This window comes from Pseudomonas putida, from assembly GCF_026625125.1.
In the GTDB taxonomy this organism is placed as follows: Bacteria; Pseudomonadota; Gammaproteobacteria; order Pseudomonadales; family Pseudomonadaceae; genus Aquipseudomonas; species Aquipseudomonas putida_X.
This window is the reverse complement of the sequence record NZ_CP113097.1, coordinates 5057987-5079107: the sequence shown is the minus strand read 5'-3', so window position 1 is coordinate 5079107 and position 21121 is coordinate 5057987. Positions and strand designations below refer to the sequence as shown.

The window sequence follows — 21121 nt, the reverse complement described above, 5'->3', positions numbered from 1 at the left end:
CGCGAAACCTTTTTAACCATACCTTGAAGCACATCGCCGCACACCCGATCAATCGGTTCGATAAACTGCCCCCTTGAAGCGGTTCTTTCACCCTATCCACACTGCGAGGTGGCCGCCCTCATGGTCAAAGCTGTTCGCTCACTCAAACCTGCAGCAAACCTGTTGTTGCTGCACATGAATTGAAATATGTCGAGCCAGCTATCTGGCGCCGCGTGGCGGTGCCGGAAAACATCACCTTGGGCAGATTGCATTCAGTGATCAAAGGCGCGATGGGATGGGAGGGGGGCCATGATGGAATGGCATGGGGATATCTTCGACCCGGCGGCTTTTGACTGTGAAATTACTAATAGTTGGTTAAAGGTAATCAGGGGCTGAAAGTCCCGGGCGGTGCGGATTCTCGCGCAATCGCCGGCGCGGCGCATATCTACGGGGCGCCTCAAAGGGCCTCGGCACGCACTCCCAAATTCGCCACTTCCACGGCAATCAGTGAAGACCCACTGCATTTGCTTTTTGGGGGCGCCGTTTCATGTCATGGCGGCTGTGCGTGGGAGACCCTCGCGTCTGCCGGGTTCCTTTTCCTCGGTTCGCCAACCTGCGTACAGCTGCCACCCTAACCGTTTGGCGACGGTCAGCGTGGTGTTCTAACCGAAAAGGACCTCATGCATGCTTACCCTAAGCCTATCCAGGATCCTCGCATCACTACAGCTGGTGGTGGGCACCAGTCGGCCAACCGACGTGTTCTAGCGTCTCGTGTAACCGCCGCCGTGCGTGGGAGATCCTCGGGTCTACCGGGTGCCTTCTTATTGGTTCGCCAACTTGGTACAGCTTCCACACAAACCGTATTTAACTGCAACTGCCAGTTTTTGATCGCTTCCTACGAGAATCGATGACTTTTCCCACATTATCCAACCTTGCCCTTCTATGGTTACGGAGATAAATTTCTCCTGTCGCGGAAAATTTCGTGACAGGGCGTAGGAACCCGTTGGTAAACTTGGCGCACGCACTAGGCGCCCCCTGCACCGCAGCTGGCGCTTTTTTTGTGCCAGCCGTGCTGTGTCATGGCGGCTGTGTGTGGGCAGGCTTCGGCCTGGCCGGGTTTCCAAGTTTCCCGGTATTCCTACCCCATACACAGCTGCCACCCAATCCCGTAGGAAGGATCGTGACAGCTCCAACTGAAAACTTGGAGTCCCATGCATGCTTACCCTAAGCCTATCCAGGATCCTCGCATCCGTTCTCCGCCGCCGTCGCCCTTCGCCGGCTCCCGAACCCCACCGTCTCTACCCCATCTACGACCCGTCACGTCCGCGGCAGATCAAGGGCTGTCTGTGCCTCCCGTAACAGGGCAAGTCCAGGCGCCCCCGATCAGTCGTTGTAGCCTGTAAGCCCTGCCTTGCAACGCGAACGCGGTCTCCGGTTTGCACCGGAGGCCCGCACGCCCAGCCTGTCCCTCCAATTGAAACCTCACCCCGCTCACGCTTCGTGCGCCGCCCCCGGCAACTGCACGGCCTTAGGCCTCAGCAGCGTGCTCAACCCCAGCAATAACACGGCACCGATCGCCATAATCCCCCAGGCCCAGTGCAACGAACTGAGCTGGTCACGGACAATGCCGGCAACCAGTGGCATGCTCGCAGCGATCAGGTAGCCGCCGCCCTGCACGAACGCCAGCAGGGCGCCCGCTTGGGTTGGTGAGTGGGTGTGGTCAAGGGTGACGATGAGCGACAGCGGGAACAAGGCACCGATGCCAAGCCCCAGGCACAGGGTGGCCAACACGGCCAGTTGCACAGGGGCGAGCATCAGGCAGGCCAGGCCGGCAAGCAATAGCAGTATCACCACGGTCAGTGGTTGCCTGCGGTCTGGGTAGCGGTGAATGAGGGCTGAAACCAGCAGGCCGGCGATGACTTCGGTGACGGTGAGGGCGCCAAGCAGGTAACCCGCCTGGGTGGCCGTCCAGCCCAGTTCCACATAAAACGGCGGCAGCCAGGCCAGCACCAGGGTGTAGGCGCCCGTGCCAATGCCGAAGAACAACAACAGCAACCAGGCCCGGCCGCTGCGGTACGGCAAGGTGGCATCGCTGTGGCTGCCGGGGTCGCTGCCGGCGGCGAGCAACCAGGCGATCAAGCCGACCAGCGCCGGCAAAGCCGCAACCCCCAGCGTCAGTTGCCAGCCGAAGGTGCTGGCACCCGGTGCCGCAAAGGCAGCGGCCAGCGCGGCGCCGCCCATGATGCCGGTGGTGAACAGCCCCATCAGCATGCCTGCGCTTTGCGGGTGGCTGCGCTTGATGAAGGCGGGCATCAATGCCTGGATGACTGCAATGCCGACCCCGCCCAACGCGGCTGTTGCGATCAGCGCCGTGGCGGAGGTGATATAGGCCCGTGCGGCGCAGCTGATGACGATCAGCGTGATCCCCATCGCCACACCCCGCACTTCACCCACCAGGCGCAGCAGCCAGGGGCCGGACAGCGCGAACAACCCCATCATCATCACGGGCAGGGTGGTCAGCAGGCCGCCTTGGGCGTTGCTCAGGCCCAGGTCGTGTTGCAGGGTGCCGAGCAAGGGGCCGATGGCCGCCATGATGGGGCGTAGGTTCAAGCCGATCAGCATGGCCAGTAGGCCTATGCACGCTTTGCTTGGCATATCACGCATGTTGAAGTGGCTCCTGCAGGAAGGTGCATAGCGCCTGGTTGAAGGCCTGGGCGTACGGGATGTTGAACACGTGGCCGTCACCCGGCAGGGTGACCTGGCGGGCATGGGCGATGCGTTGGGTGATGTCTTCGGCTTCCGAGCGTGGGCTGATGAGGTCGCCTTCGGCGGCAAGTACCAGGGTCGCTGCTTGAATGGCTGGTAATTGATCGCGCAGGTCGTAACGCTTCATGCCATTGCACCAGCGGATCTGGCTTTGCGCTGACAGTTGAGCGGCCTGGGCGTGCCAAGCCTGGTAGAGGCATTGGCCGTCGGCCGAGGCGGCATAATCAGCGCCCACCAACGCCGGCCAAGTGGCCTTGAAACGCTTCAGGCAGCCGTCCGCCTGCGCAAGGTTTGCGGCCCACTCGTTCAGCAGCCCTTGGCGATACGGGCTGTTCATGCTGGCGAATGTGCCGGCGACCACCAGTTGCTGTACGGCCTCAGGTGCATGGCAGGCCATTTCCAGTGCCACCATGCCGCCCAGAGAAAGGCCGACCAGGTGGGTACTTTCCAGCCCCAGGTGGTCGAGCAGGGCCAGCATTTCCAGTGCCTGGGCATGGGCCGTGATACCTTCTGGCGCTTCGCTGGACGCGCCGTGGCCCAGCAGGTCGGATACGATAACGCGGTGGCCCAGGCTGAGCAGTGCACTGGCTTGGGGCCCCCAGGCGCGCCCGCTGTTGCCCAGGCCGTGCAGCAGCAGTACTGGGCTGCCGGCGCCTGAGTCGTAGTAATAGTGCCGATGCGGTCCGTGTACGAAAAATGCCATGTGCTCTCCTGATCCTTCAGTCGTATCGCCAGCAAGATAGCTTAACGTTAAGATAGTTTAAAGGCGTCGGCGTTCAGGAGTTTGCACGGGTTAACAGTTGATCAATTGCCCGGTGAAGGACAGCTATGAACGATCATGTGGATTTCGTCGTCGCGCAGTGGGCGCAGGCGATGCCCTCGGTGGACGTCACATCCATGGAGATTTTCGGGCGCATGGCGCGCATCCAGAAGCACCTGGAGCGCATGCGTGCCGAAGCGTTGGCACAGTTCGGCTTCAAGGAAGGCGAGTTCGATGTGCTGGCGACGCTACGCAGGGCAGGGGCGCCGTACCGCCTGACGCCAACCGAGCTTTACCGCTCTTTGTTGATCACATCCGGGGCGATGACCAACCGGCTGGCCCGGCTGGAAAGCGCCGGCATGGTCGAGCGCGTTGCCGACGACCACGACAAGCGCAGCTACCAGGTGGCGCTGACGGCGGCAGGTAAGGTGTTGATCGAGAAGGCTCTGCTTACACATACTGAGATTCAGGAGCTGGTGCTGGCCCCTTTGAGTGCCAAGCAGCGCGCAGGTTTTGCGCAATTGTTGAAGCAGGTGCTCGCGTGCCTGCCTGGCGAAGGGGCGCCCAGCCAATGAACCGGAAAATTCAGGAGGAATTTTCATGCTGCACAGCAACTACCTCAAGCAGTTGGATCTGCAAGACATCGTGGTGTTTCTCAACCTGCTCGAGTTACGCAGCGCCAAGCGCACCGCCGAGCTGATGAGCGTCAGCCAGCCTACCGTCAGTTATTGCCTCAAGCGCCTGCGTGGCTGCTTCGATGACACGCTGTTTTCTTCTTCCCAGGGCGTGTTGCTGCCCACCACCAAGGCCGAGAAAATCGCGCCCTACCTGCGCGTGGTGGTCGAGTCGGTCAACCGCTGCGCGGAAGACGACAGCACGGCTTCGCCGCAGGCGGTGCGCAAGATCTGGAGGCTCTGCGCCCCGGAATATTTCGAGTTGTCATTCCTGCCCCAGGCCTTGGCGGTGTTGTCCCGCAGCCACGGCAATACCTCGCTGCACCTGGACCGCCTGAGTCGCGACTTGCCAGTGGACCGGCTGATATCCGGCGAAATCGACATCGCCATCGGTTTTGGCCCGGGCTACCACCAGATGCACCCCGAGTTGCAATGGCAGCCGGTGCTCAATGACGACTTCGTGTGCCTGACCAGCCAGAACACGCTGGCCAACGAGGGGGCCATGAACCTCGATGAGTTCTGTGCATCGCCCCATGTGTTCCCTACGCCATGGATCTCGGAAAAGAACATGGTCGACAGCTGGTTGGATAAAGTCGGCCGTTCACGCAACGTGCTGGTGCGCGCCAACGGCTATCAGGCCTGCGTGAACATCGTTGCCGCCGTGCCTTGCACCTTGGCATTGCCGGCGCGCTTGTTGCCGCACCTGCGCATCGCCCCGCAAGTAAAAGTTTGCCAACCGCCGCTGGGTTTCCCCAGTTTTACGCTGGACATGATCTGGGCGCGCGATCGCAGTGACAGCAAGGATATTTCCAGCCTGCGCGCGTTGGTCGAACACGTGGCCGAAGCCTTGTTGACGGAACGGTGACACGGCCTATTTAAATTTTCGCAACGCCTTTAGATTTCTTAAAACCAGCAGCGTGCTCATTTCACTTACTGTGTGGTCATCGGGTAGCGGATGTCTACCTGACCCCACAGTTCACGGAGGAATGAGTCATGTTGGCGCAAGTTCAACCCTGGGTGTTCCCTTATTACCGGCAGCCGACCCCCTGTTACGGTTTTGAATGTGTAGTTGCTGTTGACCGTGATATGCGGGTCAGCGACGGTATCAAGGGTGCAACGCTTTACGAAGACCTGGCCCACAGCGGTGCGGTCATCTACCGCGATTTTGCAGATACCCTTGCAGACTTCAATGAGTTTGTCAGCGCACACTCGTCGCGCGTCACCTTTGACCCGGCACGCAAGGCAGCTACCTCCAACACCGCGGAAATCGAAGCGGGTGTGCACGAGATGGGCCTGCACCGCGAGAATGGCAACCTGCCGTTCAACCCTGATCTGCAGTGGTTCTATTGCCTGGAAGCGGCTTCGGTCGGGTCGCAAACTACCCTGTGCGATGGCCAACGGGTGTTGTTCGACTTGTCGGCTAAAACCAGAAAGTTATTTGAACAGCGCGATATTCGTTATGCCCGGCGTATTCCATGGCAGAACGTCAAACGCTTCCTCAGCATCGAACTTCAGTTACCGCTGGAGGCTATTACGGATGACCACCTGCAGCAGGTCAACGACCAAGTAGTGGGGCAAACTTACCGGCGCATCGATCAAAACCTTATTGCGTCAGAGTTGATTATTTCTGCTGTCGAAACCAGTTGCTTCAGCGGGCGCAAGGCCTTCTGCAATTCGATGCTGGGCCCTAGCGTCAATTACGAACCGCCGCGTATTACCTGGGCTGATGGCGAAGATATTGCCCTGGACATCTGGGATGAAATCAAGGAAGTGACCGAACGCAATACCTACAGCCACTTCTGGCAGAAAGGCGACATCGTGGTGATCGACAACACTCGCGTCATGCACGGCCGCCGCCGACTGGAAGACACTTCGCGGCGCATTTTCGGCGCTCAGAGCTACCGCATCGCAGGGACCAGCCAATGATCAGCAAAAAAATGCAGGACTACCTGGCGGCAACGCCCGACCGCATTGTCATCCGTGAAATGAATGGCCGCACCCATACGCTGCACGAACTGCGACGCGATGTGATGCGCCTGGCCAGTGCCCTTGAAGGGCGCGTGGGGCGCTGTGAACGCAAGGTCTTCGGTATCGCCATGCGCTCATGCTACGAGTGGGTCTATACGCTGCTGGCGATTCAGAAAGTCGGTGCAGTGTTGTTGCCGGTGCCTATCGAGTTCTCCGACGACCAGATCGGCAGCCTGCTGGGCAAGGCTGCCGCGGTGTTCGTCAGCGACGAGCAAACTGCCAGCCGGCTGCACGGCATCCTGCCGGGCAAGGCCTGCTTCATTCCTGGCCAGCTGATGAACCAGGCCATCGGCGAGGAGTGGCGCAACGAGGATGAGTTGATCCCGGAGGGCATCGTTTCGATCATCCATACCTCCGGCACCACCTCCAAACCCAAGGGGGTGATGATTCGCGACGAGGCCGTGGGGCTGCTGGTGGACAACGTCATGAAGCGCCTGCCACAGCAACCGCTGCACTACTTCTCGATCGTGCCGATGAGCTTGTTGATCGAACAGGTGCTCGGCGTGTTCATCCCGATTCTGTCGGGCGGTTCACTGACGTTGATGCCCGAGGGCGTGACCGAATATGGCGCGGCGAGCGGCAATGCCCGGCAGTACCTGGAGCTGATCGCACCCAACCAGCCCAACTTCCTGTACCTGCCGCCCAAGTTGCTTGAGGAAGCCAAAGGGCTGCTTGAGCATTGCACGGTCGAGCAACTGTTCGGCCCGCAACGGCCGCACATCATCACCGGCGGCGCGAAGATTCCGGCCACAGTGCTGGAGGCGCTGGACGCGCGCGGCGTGCAGGTGTTCGAGGCGTATGGCCTGAGCGAGAACTCATCGATCATCTCGCTGAACTCGCCCGCCGAGCGGCGCATTGGCTCGGCCGGCAAGCTGCTCGACGGTATCGAACCCAAGCTGGTCGATGGCGAACTACTGGTGCGCACGCCCACCCTGTGTGCGGGGTACTACAACGCTGACGATACCGCCTGCGACCTGTCCGACGGCTACTTGCATACCGGTGATATCGCCGAATTTCGCGACGGTTACCTCTACATCACCGGGCGCAAGAAACACGTGATCATCCTTTCCACGGCGCGCAACATCTCGCCGGAATGGGTGGAGAACGTCTACAAGGAGAGCCCGCTGGTGGACGACATGATCGTCATGGGGGAGGGCAGGGACGAGCCCTGCGCCATCGTGCTCAGTGCTGCGGGTGCGGAGCGCGTACGCAGCGAAATGGCGCGCCTGGAACATCGCCTTGCCGATTTCGCCCGGGTTCGCCAGGTGCGCGTCATCGAGGATATCGCCCTGTTCCGCGAGCAGTTCTACACCGTGACCGGGCGGCCGCGGCGCGCGGAAATCGAAGCCCGCTTCATCGACCAGCTGTACGCCTGAGTACGAGGGAGCCAGCATGTACATCGTGCGTAATTTCTATAAAGGCCGGCCCGGTTACCGATGCCTGCAAGAGGCGGTGCGGGCGCACTACCTCAAGCACTACCAGGCAACGCCAGAACCTGAGCCCGATCTGTTCGTATGCCTGACCGACCCCAATGGTGGCGCACCAGGCTATGCCTGTGCCGGCATCAGTTACGGTGATTCCGGCAAGCTCTTCAGTGAGTACTACCTGGATCAGGGGCTGGATGAGCGCTATGGGCTGGACCGCGCCCGTATCGCCGAAGTGGGCGCCTTCGCTTCATTTCGCAGTGGCAGCGGTGCAGGCAAATACCTGCTCAACAATGTCATCAAGACCTTGGCGCTGCGCAACTTCGGACTGGTGGTGCTGACCGCTACCGAACAGGTGCGCCAGTTGCTGGCGCCGATCGTCGACAACCTCGACGACCTGGGCGGTGCGGACAGGGGGCGGGTAAGAGACCCAGGCGTCAATTGGGGCTCCTATTACGACCACAGGCCGCGGGTGGTGGTGTCGCGTTTGTCATCGCCCAGCATCTGGATGAGTGCACCTGCACCCGGCCTCGCCCATCCCCATTTCGCCAATCAGGCATCTGCCTGACCTGATCACCATGCCGGGCATCACTGTGCCCGGTGTGCTGGAGGTAAACATGAACGCGACCAAGCGTTATGAGAATTTCATTGTGTTCCTGGCGCCGCTGATCAACAGCGTTGGCGGCATCGCCATCGACCTGTATGCGCCCAGCATTCCTTCCATCGGCCGGGAACTGTCGGCCAGCCCTGCATTGATGCAGAACACCATCACCATCACGCTACTGTTCTATGCGATCGGCCAGCTGTTCTTCGGGGTCATGGCCGATGCCCGCGGGCGCAAGCCGGCGGTTCAGTTGGGCCTTTTGGTGTTCCTCGGCGGCAGCGTGCTGGCAACGGTTGCCAGCTCGATAGAAATGCTGCTGCTGGCCCGAGCGCTGCAAGGGTTCGCTATCGGCGCTTGCCAGGTGGTCGCGCGGGCTTTGCTGGTGGACGTCGTCAAGGGGCCTCGCTTCTATGTGGCGATCATCTACCTGAGCCTGGCCTTTGGCCTGGGCCCGGTCATCGCGCCCTACGTGGGTGGGCTGATCGAAGTGCATCTGGGATGGCGCTACAACTTCGTGCTCTATGCGGTATACGCGGTGATCGTGCTGGCCTTCGTGCTGGCGGGGCTCAAGGAGTCGCTGGGGGTGACGGGCAGGCGCAGTGCACTGCAGACCATCGCAGGCTACCGCTGCATCCTGGCCGACAGTCGCTTTCGTTCATCGGTCATCGTGCTCGGTTCCAGTTTCTCTGCCTTTTTGCTGTGGAACGTGTTCGGGCCGCACATCGTCCAGGAGCGCCTCGGGCACAGCGCTCAGTACTTTGGCACCACAGCGCTTGCAGTAGGCAGTTGCTACCTGGTGGGGACCTTGGTCAACCGCGCGCTGGTCCGTCATGTCAACGCGCATGCCTTGATGTGGGCCGGGATGGCGCTGTTCCTGCTCGGTGTGGCGGTGATCGCGGCGATGCCGGGCGGTTTGAACCTGGTGAGTATCCTGGGTGGCATCATGCTGGTCGCATTTGGCCAGGGTTTCATCTTCTCCAATGCCATGGCCCGTTCCATGTCCCTGTTCCCGGACCGGGCAGGGGTGGCGGCAAGTTTGCAGGGCTGCTTGATGCTGGTGTTCGGCTCCCTTGCCTCGGGCATCGTCAGTGCCTTGCCGCTGGCATCCAACCTGGCCATCGCCGGCGTGTTCCTGGTGCTGTGGCTGGTATCGCTCTCGGGCATGCTGAGCGTGCGGATGCAACAGCAGGCGTCGGTGGCCTGAAGCCACGCAGTGCTGGGTGGGTTGGCTGGCGGGGTGGTGCAACCCCCCGCCATGCGCTGTCAGCGGATCAGGGCGGGCACCGCCCTTACGTAAATCAACTCACTGATCAGCTCGATCAATGTTTGCGTGATCACCGCCGCGGCCGCCAGCGTGCGCATGTCTTCGGGCAATGCGAGCGCCAGCGGCAACACCACCAGCGAATTGCGCGTGGCGCTGCTGAACGTTACCGAGCGGGCCTCGGCCACCGGCAAACGCAGCAGCCGCGCCGAGGCAAACCCCAGTACCGGGGCCAGCACCATGAAGCCGATGTACACCGGGATCACCGGCAGCAGGCGGTCGAAATCGCGCACCACCACGGCGATCTGCGAGCCGATCACAGCCACCAGCACCAGTGCCATCGCCGGCACCGGCATCCACGCCCAGGCGTCATTCCACACCGAAACGCTACGTGACTGGCGTGCTCCGGCCGAGGTGAGCACCGCCAGGATCAGCGGCAGCACGATCAGCAGCGCGAACGCCTCCACGAATGGCGTGATGGAAATCGCCACGTCGCTGCTGTCGCCCAGCATCACCGCCAGGTACACCGGCAACAACAGCAGTTGCACCAGTAACAACAAGGGGGTGGCGGCGAGGGTGAGGCGCGAGTCGCCTTTGCCGATGTGGGTGAACACCACCACGTAGTCGATGCAGGGCGTAAGCAGCACCAGCAGGGCGCCGATGAGGATGGCCGGGTGCTCGCCCAGGCCTCGGGTGGCGGCCCACACCAATAGCGGCACGAGGATGAAGTTGGCCAGCAGCAGCGCGGCCATGAAGCGGCGGTTGCCCAGGCCTTGGCGCAGGTCCAGGAAGGGGATTTGCAGAAACATCGCGTACATCAGCACGGCAATGGCCGGGGTGACCAGTGCTTGCAGGTGGCGCGCGGTGTCGGTGGCCAGCAGGCCGAAGGCTGCGGCGGCGAGTACGGCAGCGAAATACAGCGCAATTTGATGGGTTTCGAGTTGCTCTCTGGTCAAGGCGGCGTCCTGGCGTTCGCGGTGGTGTGAGGTTGGCTTGCAAGGGCAAAGCTTGCCCAGGCATGAAAAAGCCCGGCACGAGGGCCGGGCTTTTTCACATCAGGCTACTGCCAATCAGTTGCCGTACACCGGCAGCTTCTTGCAGATGGCCTTGACCTTTTCACGTACGGCGTCGATGACGGCGTCGTTGTTCAGGTCTGCGAGGATGTCGCAGATCCAGCCGGCCAGTTCTTTACACTCGGCTTCTTTGAAGCCGCGGGTGGTAACGGCCGGGGTGCCGAAACGCAGGCCCGAGGTCACGAACGGGGAACGTGGGTCGTTAGGGACCGAGTTCTTGTTGACGGTGATGAAGGCTTTGCCCAGGGCAGCGTCAGCATCCTTACCGGAGATTTCCTGCTTGATCAGCGACAGCAGGAACAGGTGGTTCTGGGTGCCGCCGGAAACGACGTCGAAACCACGCTCGATGAACACACTGGCCATGGCCTGGGCGTTCTTCACCACTTGCTGCTGGTAAGCCTTGAACTCAGGCTGCAGGGCTTCCTTGAAGCAGATGGCCTTGGCCGCGATCACGTGCTCCAGCGGGCCGCCCTGGGCGCCCGGGAAGACGGCGGAGTTCAGCTTCTTCTCGATGTCGGCGTTGGCACGGGCCAGGATCAGGCCGCCACGCGGGCCGCGCAGGGTCTTGTGGGTGGTGGTGGTGACCACGTCGGCGAACGGCACCGGGTTCGGGTACACGCCAGCGGCAACCAGGCCGGCAACGTGGGCCATGTCGACGAACAGGTAGGCACCTACTTTGTCGGCGATGGCGCGGAAGCGCGGGAAGTCCAGGACCTGCGAGTAGGCCGAGAAACCGGCAACGATCATTTTCGGCTTGTGCTCGACGGCCAGGCGCTCGACTTCGTCGTAGTCGATCAGGCCGTTGGCGTCGATGCCGTACTGGATGGCGTTGTACAGCTTGCCCGAGGAGCTTACCGAGGCACCGTGGGTCAGGTGGCCACCGTGGGCCAGGCTCATGCCCAGGATGGTGTCACCGGCCGACAGCAGGGCCAGGTAGACAGCGGCGTTGGCCTGGGAGCCGGCGTGCGGCTGAACGTTGGCGTAGTCGGCGCCGAACAGCTCCTTGGCGCGGTCGATGGCCAGTTGCTCGACCACGTCGACGTACTCGCAGCCACCGTAGTAACGCTTGCCCGGGTAGCCTTCGGCGTACTTGTTGGTCAGGACCGAACCCTGGGCTTCCATGACGGCTGGGCTGGTGTAGTTTTCCGAAGCGATCAGCTCGATATGCTCTTCCTGGCGCAGAGCTTCTTGCTGCATGGCTTCGAAGAGCTCGGCGTCGTACTTGGCAATGGTCAAATCACGGCTGAACATAACGGTCCTCAAGGATCGGGCTGAATTGGGGGGGCATTCTAACCGATTGATTCGCGCCTGGCATATGAAGTGGCATCAAGTCGCGGACCAATGGCTTTCATGTTGCATCCCGCGCCCTGCCTGGGCTGGATGCGGGCGGGAGTTGACCTTGGGGTCCGCTTTTCGGGGCCGCATTGCGGCGGTTCCGCTGCCCGTTCCCTGGAGGGGCCTGCTTGCCGGCGATGAGGCCGGTGCCGGCAACCCTCACTGGAACATGAACAGCGTCTCGTTGCTGAACTGCGCCTCGAACTGGCTGGCCGGCATCGGCCGCCCGAACAGGTAGCCCTGCACCTCGTCACAGCCATGCTCACGCAGGAACTCCAGCTGCTCGTGGGTCTCGACGCCCTCGGCGATCACTGCCAGGTTCAGGCTGTGCGCCATGGCGATGATCGCCCGGGCGATCTGCGCGTCCTGCTCGCCCTCGGGCAGGCCGTCGACGAAGGTGCGGTCGATCTTCAGCACGTCGATGGGGAACTGCTTGAGGTAGTTGAGCGACGAGTAGCCGGTACCGAAGTCGTCCACCGCAATGCTCAGGCCCAGTACCTTCAGGCTGTCGAGTATCTGCATCGCTTCGTTCACATCGCGCATCAGGATGCTTTCGGTCAGCTCCAGCTCCAGGCACGCAGGCGGCAGGCCGGTTTCATCGAGGATGGTGGCGATGCGCTTGCCCAGTTGGCCGTCGGAGAACTGCCGGGCCGAGATGTTCACCGAGACCTTCGGCACGCGCACCTTGGCCTTGTGCCAGGCCTTGAGCTGGCGGCTGGCCTCGCGCAGCACCCAGTCGCCGACATCCACCACCAGCCCCAGCTCCTCGATCACCGGGATGAAGTCGCCCGGCGGCACCAGGCCGCGCGTCGGGTGGCGCCAGCGCAGCAGTGCCTCGGCACCGGTCAGGCGCTTGCCGTCGCCGCTGAACTGCGGCTGGTAGTAGAGGATGAACTCGTTCTGCTCCAGGGCATGGCGCAGGTCGCTTTCCAGCTCCAGGCGCTCCAGGGCGCTGGCGTTCATCTCGGCCTGGTAGAACTGGAAGTTGTTCTTGCCGCGCTCTTTGGCGTGGTACATGGCGGTGTCGGCGTTCTTCATCAGTTGGCTCAGTTCGCCGCCGTCCTGCGGGCTGAGCGCGATGCCGATACTGGCGGTGACGAAGAACTCGCGCCCTTCGAGCACGAACGGCCGCACCAGGCTGGCGAGGATGTTCTCGGCCACATGGATGGCGCGGTTGAGCGCCGTTTCGCGGGTGGCGCGCGATTGCAGCAGCAGGGTGAATTCATCACCGCCCATGCGCGCCACGGTGTCGTCATCGTCGACGCAGGCCAGCAGGCGCAGGGCCATGTCCTTGAGCATGCGATCGCCCGCAGCATGGCCCAGGGAGTCGTTGATCGGCTTGAAACGGTCCAGGTCGAGGAACATCAGTACCACCCACGATTTCTGCCGCTCAGCTTGTTGCAGGGCGGTGTGCAGGCGGTCCTGGAACAGCGTGCGGTTGGGCAGGTGGGTCAGGGCGTCGTAGTAGGCCAGGCGATGAATGCGCTGTTCGCTGGCCTTGCGCTCGCTGATGTCAGTGAAGAAGCATACATAGCTGGCCAGGTCGCCTTCGTCATCGAGCACCGCGGTTATACCGACCCAGGCCGGGTAGTGCTCGCCACTGCGGCGCTTGAGCCACACTTCGCCTTCCCAGCTGCCGCGCTGGTGCAGCTGTTTGAGGACGTAGCGCAGATGGCCCTCCTGCTGGTCGTCGACCGTCAGCATGCTGGGCAGCTGGTCGAGCACATCGCTGACCGAATACCCGCTGACCCGGCTGAACGCTTCGTTGGCCTGCACGATGTAGCCGGCCGGGTCGGTGATGAGGATGGCCGAGGTTGAGTGTTCGAACACCGTGGCGGCCATGCGCAGGTCTTTTTCCGCCCGGCGTTGCTGGCTGATGTCGCGGCCCACGCCCAGCACACCCTCGAAGCGCTCGCGGTCGTCCCACACCAGCACCAGGCGCAGCTCGATGGGGATCTTGCGGCCATCGGCGCGCAGGCAGTCGAACAAGAACAGCTGGTTGGGCAGGTGCTGGCGCAGGTGTGCCAACTGTTCCCGGTCGCCCATGGCCTTGCTGACCCGTTCCATCAGGCTGTAGATGCCGGTGAGCTGGGACGGGTTGGCGACGATGGACTGCCAGCCGTTTTCAAAGATCCAGTCGGTGTTGTAGCCCAGCACTGCCTGCACCGATGGGCTGACGTAGTTGAGCTGCAGCTTGCTGTCGGTGGAGAAGATCACGTCGCTGATGCTTTCGGCGAGCATGCGGTAGCGCTGTTCGCTGTCACGTAGCGACTGGCTGGCCTCGATCTGCACGGTGACGTCCTTGCCCACACCGATGATGCGGGTAACCTGGCCATCGCTGTCGCGGGTCAGTACTTGTTCACGGATGTCGTAGCAGCGCCAACCGCCGTCGCGGTGGCGGAAGCGCAATTGGCAATGCAGCGACTGGCCGTGGCCGTTGTCGCGTTGCTGCTGGCGCAGCGCCTGGTAGTGCGCCGCATCTTCAGGATGCAGCAGCAACTCCCAGAACCGTTCGCCCATCTGCGCCAGCTCGGTGCGGTCGTAGCCCAAGGTCTCGCCGAGGTGGCGGTTGCTGAAGATCATCCGTTGGCTGAGTATGTCCTGCACGTACAACTGGTCGGGCACGGTACGCACCACGTCCGACCAGAAGCTTTCGCGCTCCAGCAGCGACAGCTCCACCTGCTTGCGGCTGGTGATGTCGCTGATGCTCAGGATCACCGCCTGGTAGTCGCGGCGCTGTTCCGGCAGCCGCGCCATCAGCCACAGGTGCAGCTCACCGCCCAGCGGGGCGGGCAGGCGTACTTCGAGTTCGAGCAGCGGGCGCTGTGCGATCAGCGCATCGATCAGCTGCATGCCGACGCTGGCACGGCCGTCGCCGCTGCCCTCGATCAACCGTTGCCAGGCCCCTTCGTGGGAGTCGACGTTGAGCAGGTGGCGCGCCACCTGATTGATTTCGGTGATCTTCAGCTCCAGCAGCAGCGAGCGGCGCAGGCTGGCGTCCAGCGCCAGGCTCTGCTTGAGCGCGGCGAGGTTGCGCAGGTGGTAACGGTCAAGCTGGCCGGGCAAGCTGGAGAGGTCGAGCACGCACAGGGCTACGCCGGTGCCCTCGAAAATTTCCTGGTAGCGCCGGCGGTCATCCTGCAAGGCGCGCTGGCGACGGCGCATATTGATCAGTGCCAGCACCGGCAGCAGGGCACAGAACAGCGCCAGCAGGCACTTGCCCAGCAGTGCCGGCAACAGTTTCTGCTGGGCAAGGCCTGCATCGAACAGGCCACGCAGCTGCCAGACACTGTTGTCGATGAACACCAGCATCACGCTTTGCAGGGGCTGGCCGCTGGTCTGCGTTGGCGCGTGGCGTTCCAGCACCTCGCCGCTGCGGCTGTTCTCCAGCAGCCACAGAGGGTGCCCGGGGCCGTCCAGGTGCTGGGTCAGGGTGCGGTAAAAATCGTTGGACAGGCGCAGCAGCCAGTAGCCGCGACCCTGCTCGGCGGCCTGGCGCAACAGCAGGTAGACGGTGCGGTTGTCCGCCGAGTTGGCGAAGAAATAAGGCCGGCCCTGGTTCAGCGCGAACAGCTCGTCAATCTGCGCACGGTCGGGGCTGCCGGCCAGGCTGTCGCTCAGTAGCCGCCCGCTGTGGTCCAGCCAGGCCAGGTCGCGCAGGGTTGGCAGGCGCTCGCGCAGCGTGTCGAGCAGGCTGGGCAGGGCGGCAGGCGTCGGCGCTTTGGCATACGGCTGCACCACATTCAGCGCCTGCTGGGCCTTGAGCGCCATGTTCAGGCCCAGGTGGTCTGCCAGTTCGACGCTGGCGTCCAGGTGCTGCTGGCGCTGTTCGGCCTGGGTGTGGCGGAACTGCGAGAACATTTGCCAAAGCAGCAACGCCAGCAGCAGCAGGGCCAGCAGGGCCAATGCACCTTTGACCGAGCCACGCACCGAAGTGGCTGGGGCCGGTGTAACGGTGCGCGGCGAGGACGGATGATTGAGATTGGTCAAGCGTTGGTCCTGCTATTGGGCTGGCGACGGCAGGGATTGATAAGCACGGTGGATACCGGTGCCTGGGCGACCGGACCGTGGTGGCGCACTATAAGGCCGTATACCCGAAACGGGCTAGCATGCCTGTCATTATGGCAAAGTGCCAGTCCTGCTGTCGGGTGCCGACGGTCGTGGTGGCACCTGCCCGTTCGGCAATGCCCGGCTTGCTGTGCGAGAATGCCGGCCGCCTCAATGACAACGCATCGGAGATGTTCGGTTTTGGTTACTCACTTTTCCACCAATGGCCTCGATTCCGCCTGTGGGCGCAGCAGTCAGACCCTTGTCAGCACTGCCGTGACCGAGGATGTATCCTGCAAGTCGTGCCAGCGTTCGCTGGTCAAACCTGAGGCTTCGGCTTCGAAAGCCAAGGCGCCTTCGCTGGCCGAGCTGCGCAAGACCGCCAGGGCGGCTGCAGCACCGGCTGAGATTGAGGCGGCGGCCAAGCCTGCCACCAAGGTCGTCAGCAAAACACCGGCTAGCCAGCCTGCCGTGCAGCCGGCCAAGGTTGCCGAGCAGCCTGCTCGCAGCGGTGGCTTCTGCGTCAAATCCGCCTGGGCCGCGCGCCTGGCCGGGCAGGGCGACCGTTGCCGGCTGCCGCGTGGCACGCGTGGCAAGGCCAAACAACGTCACGTCTGATTTTTGTGTGGTCAGTGCCGGCCTTATCGCCGGCAAGCCGGCTCCCACTGGGGTAGGCGTGCCTTACGGGGCTTTGGGGAGCAGCTGTCTAACGCCATTTCCAGAAGCTAACGCTATCCCTGTGTGCCGGCGTGCCGGCGATGGGCCGCACCATCCGACCACCCTGTGCAACGCCGCGCGTTGGCGTAGAATGGTCGACTTTGTTAAATGACACCCTGTAAACACATCCGCCTGGCCACCTGGCCGGGGCAATCGTCGATGTCTTTACCTATCTGATTAGAGGGCTTGGTTTTGGCTCAATACGTCTACACCATGCATCGGCTGAGCAAGGTCGTGCCGCCGAAGCGGGAAATTCTCAAGAACATTTCCCTGTCGTTCTTCCCGGGCGCCAAGATCGGCGTACTCGGCCTGAACGGCGCGGGTAAATCGACCCTGCTGCGGATCATGGCGGGCGTCGACAAGGAATTCGACGGCGAAGCCCGTCCGATGCCCGACATCAACGTCGGCTACCTGCCCCAGGAGCCGCAACTGGACCCGAGCAAAACCGTACGCGAAGTGGTCGAAGAAGCGGTCAGCGTGATCAAGGACGCCCAGGCCCGCCTGGACGAGGTCTACGCCGCCTACGCCGAACCTGACGCCGACTTCGACAAGCTCGCCGCCGAGCAGGCCAAGCTCGAATCCATCCTGCAGGCTGCCGACGGCCACAACCTCGAGCGCCAGCTCGACGTCGCCGCCGATGCCCTGCGCCTGCCGGCCTGGGATGCGCGCATCGAACACCTGTCCGGTGGTGAGAAGCGTCGTGTGGCCCTGTGCCGTCTGCTGCTGTCGGCCCCCGACATGCTGCTGCTCGACGAACCCACCAACCACCTGGACGCCGACTCGGTGGCCTGGCTGGAGCGCTTCCTGCACGACTTCCCAGGCACCGTGGTAGCGATTACCCACGACCGTTACTTCCTGGATAACGTCGCCGGCTGGATCCTCGAACTGGACCGCGGCGCCGGCATCCCGTACGAAGGCAACTACTCGGGCTGGCTGGAAGCCAAGTCGGACCGTCTGGCGCAGGAATCCAAGCAGCAGAGCGCCCACGAGAAGGCCATGAAAGAGGAACTGGAGTGGGTGCGCAAAGGCGCCAAGGCCCGCCAGTCCAAATCCAAGGCACGTCTGCAGCGCTTTGAAGAAATGCAGTCGCAGGAATTCCAGAAACGCAGCGAAACCAACGAGATCTACATCCCGGCCGGCCCGCGCCTGGGCGACAAGGTCATCGAATTCAAGAACGTGTCCAAAGGCTATGGCGACCGCGTGCTGATCGACAACCTGTCGTTCGCCATGCCTAAAGGTGCCATCGTCGGCGTGATCGGTGGTAACGGTGCCGGTAAGTCGACCCTGTTCCGCATGCTGATGGGCAAGGAACAGCCAGACTCGGGCAGCATCGAGATCGGCGAAACCGTGCAGCTGGCCTGTGTGGACCAGAGCCGCGAAGACCTCGACGGTGCCAAGACTGTGTTCCAGCAGGTCTCCGATGGTTCCGACATGATCCGCATCGGCAACTACGAGATCCCGTCGCGTACCTACGTTGGCCGTTTCAACTTCAAGGGCGGCGACCAGCAGAAGTTCGTCAAGGACCTCTCCGGTGGTGAGCGCGGCCGCCTGCACCTGGCCCTTACCTTGAAAGAGGGCGGCAACGTGCTGCTGCTCGACGAACCGTCCAACGACCTGGACGTCGAGACCCTGCGTTCGCTGGAGGAAGCCCTGCTGGACTTCCCGGGCGCCGCGATCGTGATTTCCCACGACCGTTGGTTCCTGGACCGTGTGGCTACCCACATCCTGGCGTACGAGGACGACTCGAACGTGGTGTTCTTCGAGGGTAACTACACCGAGTACGAAGCCGACCGCAAGAAGCGCCTGGGCGACGCCGCTGCCCAGCCGCATCGGGTACGGCACAAGAAACTGGCCCAGTAAGCCGGTTTCCGATGCACAAGAATGGGGCCATCAGCGGCCCCATTTTTGTGCCTGGCATACAGTGCTATTGCCGCGAAAAGGGCTATTTTTCCACCGTATAGCCACATGCTTTGTATACAGTTATATAAAACGCACCAAATAATTTCATAAAAACGACATTTTGCCCTGTTCCAGTGCAATTGCTTCTTGGTACATTCCAGAAAAACCAATAAGTCCAATCCCTCTTGGTGAGATGTCTGCCCATGATCGAATCTGTCGACCATTTCCTCGAGCGCCTGAAGCAGCGCGACCCGGCCCAGCCCGAATTCCACCAGGCGGTGGAAGAAGTGCTGCGCAGCCTCTGGCCGTTCCTGGAAGCCAACCCACACTACCTGCAGGCCGGCATCCTCGAGCGCATGGTCGAACCTGAGCGTGCGGTGTTGTTCCGCGTATCGTGGGTCGATGACCAGGGCAAGGTTCAGGTCAACCGCGGCTACCGCATCCAGATGAGCAGCGCCATCGGCCCCTACAAGGGCGGCCTGCGTTTCCACCCTTCGGTCAACCTGGGTGTGCTCAAGTTCCTGGCCTTCGAGCAGGTATTCAAGAACTCCCTCACCTCGTTGCCCATGGGTGGCGGCAAGGGCGGCTCGGACTTCGACCCCAAGGGCAAGAGCGACGCCGAAGTGATGCGCTTCTGCCAGGCCTTCATGAGCGAGCTGTACCGCCATATCGGCGCCGACCTGGACGTGCCCGCCGGTGACATCGGTGTGGGCGCCCGCGAAATCGGCTTCATGTTCGGCCAATACAAGCGCCTGGCCAACCAGTTCACGTCGGTGCTGACCGGCAAGGGCATGACCTACGGTGGCAGCCTGATTCGCCCTGAAGCCACCGGCTACGGCTGCGTTTACTTCGCCGAAGAAATGCTCAAGCGTCAGGGCCTGCGTATCGATGGTCGTCGTGTGGCGATTTCCGGTTCCGGTAACGTTGCCCAGTACGCCGCGCGCAAGGTCATGGACCTGGGCGGCAAGGTGATCTCGCTGTCCGACTCAGAAGGCACGTTGTACGCCGAAGCCGGGCTGACCGACGCCCAGTGGGAGGCTGTGATGGCGCTGAAGAACGTCAAGCGTGGCCGCATCAGCGAACTGGCCGATCAGTTCGGCCTGGAGTTCCGCAAAGGGCAGACGCCATGGAGCCTGCCATGCGACATCGCCCTGCCGTGTGCCACGCAGAACGAACTGGGCAGCGAAGACGCCCGCACCCTGCTGCGCAACGGCTGCATCTGCGTGGCGGAGGGCGCCAACATGCCGACCACGCTGGAGGCTGTGGATATCTTCCTGGAGGCTGGCATCCTGTACGCACCGGGCAAGGCATCCAACGCCGGCGGTGTGGCTGTGTCGGGCCTGGAGATGTCGCAGAACGCCATGCGCCTGCTGTGGACTGCCGGGGAAGTGGACAGCAAGCTGCACCACATCATGCAATCGATTCACCATGCTTGCGTGCACTACGGTGAAGAGGCCGATGGCAAGGTCAACTACGTGAAGGGCGCCAACATTGCCGGCTTCGTCAAAGTCGCTGACGCCATGCTGGCCCAGGGCGTGGTCTGATTTGAAAGACTGGGGCTGCGTTGCAGCCCATCGCCGGCAAGCCGGCTCCCACCTCGACCGCGCAGTTCTTCAGGCCTGCGCTTTACCCGTGGTAGCACCCGTCTTGCCCAATTTCTAAAAGCTGGCGCAATCCATGGAGCAACTGTCTTGCCCAACTTCTAAAAGCTGGCGCAATCCATGGAGCAACTGTCTTGCCCAACTTCTAAAAGCCGGCGCAATCCATGGAGCAACTGTTCTGCCCAACTTCTAAAAGCCGGCGCAATCCATGGAGCAACTGTCTTGCCCAACTTCTAAAAGCCGGCGCAATCCATGGAGCAACTGTCTTGCCCAACTTCTAAAAGCTGGCGCAATCCATGGAGCAACTGTCTTGCCCAACTTCTAAAAGCTGGCGTAATCCATGGAGCAACTGTCTTGCTCAACATCTAAAAGCCGGCGCGATACCTGTGGGAGCCGGCTTGCCGGCGAATGGGCCGGGCACCGGCCCCTTGGTTTCAGGCCTCAGTTACAATATCCATCACCTCGATCACCTGATCCCCCGCCGGCCGCCGCCACATCACTTCATCCCCTGGCCCTGCGCCCAGCAACGCCCGCCCCAGCGGTGACCCCCAATTGATCAGCCCTCGGCTGGCATCGGCTTCATCCTCTCCAACCAGTTGCACGGTCTGTTCCTGCCCTTGTTCATCGGCAAAGCGCACCCGGCTGCCAATCTGCACCTTGCTGGTCGAGGTAGCAGCGGGTACTACCTGGGCGCTCTGCACCCTGGCGCTGAAATAACGCAAGTCACGCTCAGCGTCTGCCAGGCGTTGCTTATCACCCTGTTCGCCCAAGGCCTGCAGTTCGGCACGCAAGGCATTGAGTTCGGCCAGGCGCTGCTGCAGCTGGCGCATGCCACTGGCAGTGACATAGTTGGGCTGGTCGCTGACGTGCCGTTCCACCGGCTGGTCGGCCTGGGCGGCGGCTTGGTCTTCGTTGACGAATGCGCGGCTCATAGGGGCCTCCTTGTGCTCGAA

16 protein-coding genes are annotated in these 21121 nt (G+C 62.3%); 10 read left to right on the top strand and 6 right to left on the bottom strand.

Annotation, left to right across the window (positions count from 1 at the left end; all coding sequences use genetic code 11):
- Nucleotides 1-212: 212 nt before the first annotated feature.
- Nucleotides 213-332 (top strand): hypothetical protein, encoded by a 120-nt coding sequence (locus OSW16_RS27220; RefSeq protein ID WP_372490508.1) that lies wholly within the window; start codon nt 213-215, stop codon nt 330-332.
- Between the two features lie 1138 nt (nt 333-1470).
- Here OSW16_RS27220 and OSW16_RS23360 read toward each other — a convergent pair.
- Together OSW16_RS23360 and OSW16_RS23355 are read right to left on the bottom strand one after the other, a co-directional pair.
- Nucleotides 1471-2643, bottom strand: a complete 1173-nt coding sequence (locus tag OSW16_RS23360; protein WP_267818860.1) for an MFS transporter — start codon at nt 2641-2643, stop codon at nt 1471-1473.
- Nucleotides 2636-3448: an alpha/beta fold hydrolase gene (locus OSW16_RS23355; protein ID WP_241807191.1), complete on the bottom strand. Its 813-nt coding sequence runs from the start codon at nt 3446-3448 to the stop codon at nt 2636-2638. The genes OSW16_RS23360 and OSW16_RS23355 overlap by 8 nt, the downstream gene beginning before the upstream one ends.
- Before the next feature lie 125 nt (nt 3449-3573).
- On the opposite strand from OSW16_RS23355, the gene OSW16_RS23350 reads away from it, so the two are divergent.
- The 6 genes from OSW16_RS23350 to OSW16_RS23325 all read left to right on the top strand — a co-directional run bounded on the left by OSW16_RS23350 (nt 3574) and on the right by OSW16_RS23325 (nt 9439).
- On the top strand, nt 3574-4080 hold the full coding sequence (locus OSW16_RS23350; protein WP_241807190.1) for a MarR family winged helix-turn-helix transcriptional regulator: 507 nt from the start codon (nt 3574-3576) through the stop codon (nt 4078-4080).
- Nucleotides 4081-4105: 25 nt separating this feature from the next.
- The gene (locus OSW16_RS23345; protein WP_267818857.1) at nt 4106-5044 is read left to right on the top strand and encodes a LysR family transcriptional regulator; all 939 of its coding nucleotides are present in this window, start codon (nt 4106-4108) and stop codon (nt 5042-5044) included.
- Nucleotides 5045-5172: 128 nt separating this feature from the next.
- Complete coding sequence (locus OSW16_RS23340) at nt 5173-6105, top strand: TauD/TfdA family dioxygenase (RefSeq protein WP_267818855.1); 933 nt, start codon at nt 5173-5175, stop codon at nt 6103-6105.
- Nucleotides 6102-7583: an AMP-binding protein gene (locus tag OSW16_RS23335; protein WP_267818853.1), complete on the top strand. Its 1482-nt coding sequence runs from the start codon at nt 6102-6104 to the stop codon at nt 7581-7583. The genes OSW16_RS23340 and OSW16_RS23335 overlap by 4 nt, the downstream gene beginning before the upstream one ends.
- A gap of 16 nt (nt 7584-7599) precedes the next feature.
- Entirely contained in the window at nt 7600-8199 is a 600-nt protein-coding gene (locus tag OSW16_RS23330) for a thermostable hemolysin (protein WP_241807186.1), read from the top strand.
- Nucleotides 8200-8248: 49 nt separating this feature from the next.
- Nucleotides 8249-9439 (top strand): multidrug effflux MFS transporter, encoded by a 1191-nt coding sequence (locus OSW16_RS23325; RefSeq protein ID WP_267818850.1) that lies wholly within the window; start codon nt 8249-8251, stop codon nt 9437-9439.
- A gap of 59 nt (nt 9440-9498) precedes the next feature.
- On the opposite strand, the gene OSW16_RS23320 is transcribed toward OSW16_RS23325, so the two are convergent.
- The 3 genes from OSW16_RS23320 to OSW16_RS23310 all read right to left on the bottom strand — a co-directional run bounded on the left by OSW16_RS23320 (nt 9499) and on the right by OSW16_RS23310 (nt 15894).
- Nucleotides 9499-10452, bottom strand: a complete 954-nt coding sequence (locus OSW16_RS23320) for an arsenic resistance protein (protein ID WP_241807184.1) — start codon at nt 10450-10452, stop codon at nt 9499-9501.
- A 114-nt stretch (nt 10453-10566) separates the two neighbouring features.
- The gene (glyA, locus tag OSW16_RS23315; RefSeq protein ID WP_012316314.1) at nt 10567-11820 is read right to left on the bottom strand and encodes a serine hydroxymethyltransferase; all 1254 of its coding nucleotides are present in this window, start codon (nt 11818-11820) and stop codon (nt 10567-10569) included.
- A 243-nt stretch (nt 11821-12063) separates the two neighbouring features.
- Entirely contained in the window at nt 12064-15894 is a 3831-nt protein-coding gene (locus OSW16_RS23310) for an EAL and GGDEF domain-containing protein (protein ID WP_267818846.1), read from the bottom strand.
- Nucleotides 15895-16152: 258 nt separating this feature from the next.
- Here OSW16_RS23310 and OSW16_RS23305 point away from each other — a divergent pair, with 258 nt between their 5' ends.
- The 3 genes from OSW16_RS23305 to gdhA all read left to right on the top strand — a co-directional run bounded on the left by OSW16_RS23305 (nt 16153) and on the right by gdhA (nt 20111).
- Nucleotides 16153-16569, top strand: coding sequence for a hypothetical protein (locus OSW16_RS23305; protein ID WP_267818844.1), 417 nt, complete (start codon nt 16153-16155; stop codon nt 16567-16569).
- A gap of 291 nt (nt 16570-16860) precedes the next feature.
- Nucleotides 16861-18528: an energy-dependent translational throttle protein EttA gene (gene ettA / locus OSW16_RS23300; protein WP_267818842.1), complete on the top strand. Its 1668-nt coding sequence runs from the start codon at nt 16861-16863 to the stop codon at nt 18526-18528.
- 242 nt (nt 18529-18770) lie between these two features.
- The gene (gene gdhA / locus OSW16_RS23295; protein WP_267818840.1) at nt 18771-20111 is read left to right on the top strand and encodes an NADP-specific glutamate dehydrogenase; all 1341 of its coding nucleotides are present in this window, start codon (nt 18771-18773) and stop codon (nt 20109-20111) included.
- Nucleotides 20112-20602: 491 nt separating this feature from the next.
- On the opposite strand, the gene OSW16_RS23290 is transcribed toward gdhA, so the two are convergent.
- On the bottom strand, nt 20603-21100 hold the full coding sequence (locus OSW16_RS23290) for a GreA/GreB family elongation factor (RefSeq protein ID WP_241806283.1): 498 nt from the start codon (nt 21098-21100) through the stop codon (nt 20603-20605).
- Nucleotides 21101-21121 lie beyond the last annotated feature (21 nt).

Coding starts and splice junctions, on each gene's coding strand:
- OSW16_RS23360 (WP_267818860.1), bottom strand. CDS start 2,643: ATGCGTGATATGCCAAGCAAAGCGTGCATAGGCCTACTGGCCATGCTG.
- OSW16_RS23355 (WP_241807191.1), bottom strand. CDS start 3,448: ATGGCATTTTTCGTACACGGACCGCATCGGCACTATTACTACGACTCA.
- OSW16_RS23350 (WP_241807190.1), top strand. CDS start 3,574: ATGAACGATCATGTGGATTTCGTCGTCGCGCAGTGGGCGCAGGCGATG.
- OSW16_RS23345 (WP_267818857.1), top strand. CDS start 4,106: ATGCTGCACAGCAACTACCTCAAGCAGTTGGATCTGCAAGACATCGTG.
- OSW16_RS23340 (WP_267818855.1), top strand. CDS start 5,173: ATGTTGGCGCAAGTTCAACCCTGGGTGTTCCCTTATTACCGGCAGCCG.
- OSW16_RS23335 (WP_267818853.1), top strand. CDS start 6,102: ATGATCAGCAAAAAAATGCAGGACTACCTGGCGGCAACGCCCGACCGC.
- OSW16_RS23330 (WP_241807186.1), top strand. CDS start 7,600: ATGTACATCGTGCGTAATTTCTATAAAGGCCGGCCCGGTTACCGATGC.
- OSW16_RS23325 (WP_267818850.1), top strand. CDS start 8,249: ATGAACGCGACCAAGCGTTATGAGAATTTCATTGTGTTCCTGGCGCCG.
- glyA (WP_012316314.1), bottom strand. CDS start 11,820: ATGTTCAGCCGTGATTTGACCATTGCCAAGTACGACGCCGAGCTCTTC.
- gdhA (WP_267818840.1), top strand. CDS start 18,771: ATGATCGAATCTGTCGACCATTTCCTCGAGCGCCTGAAGCAGCGCGAC.
- OSW16_RS23290 (WP_241806283.1), bottom strand. CDS start 21,100: ATGAGCCGCGCATTCGTCAACGAAGACCAAGCCGCCGCCCAGGCCGAC.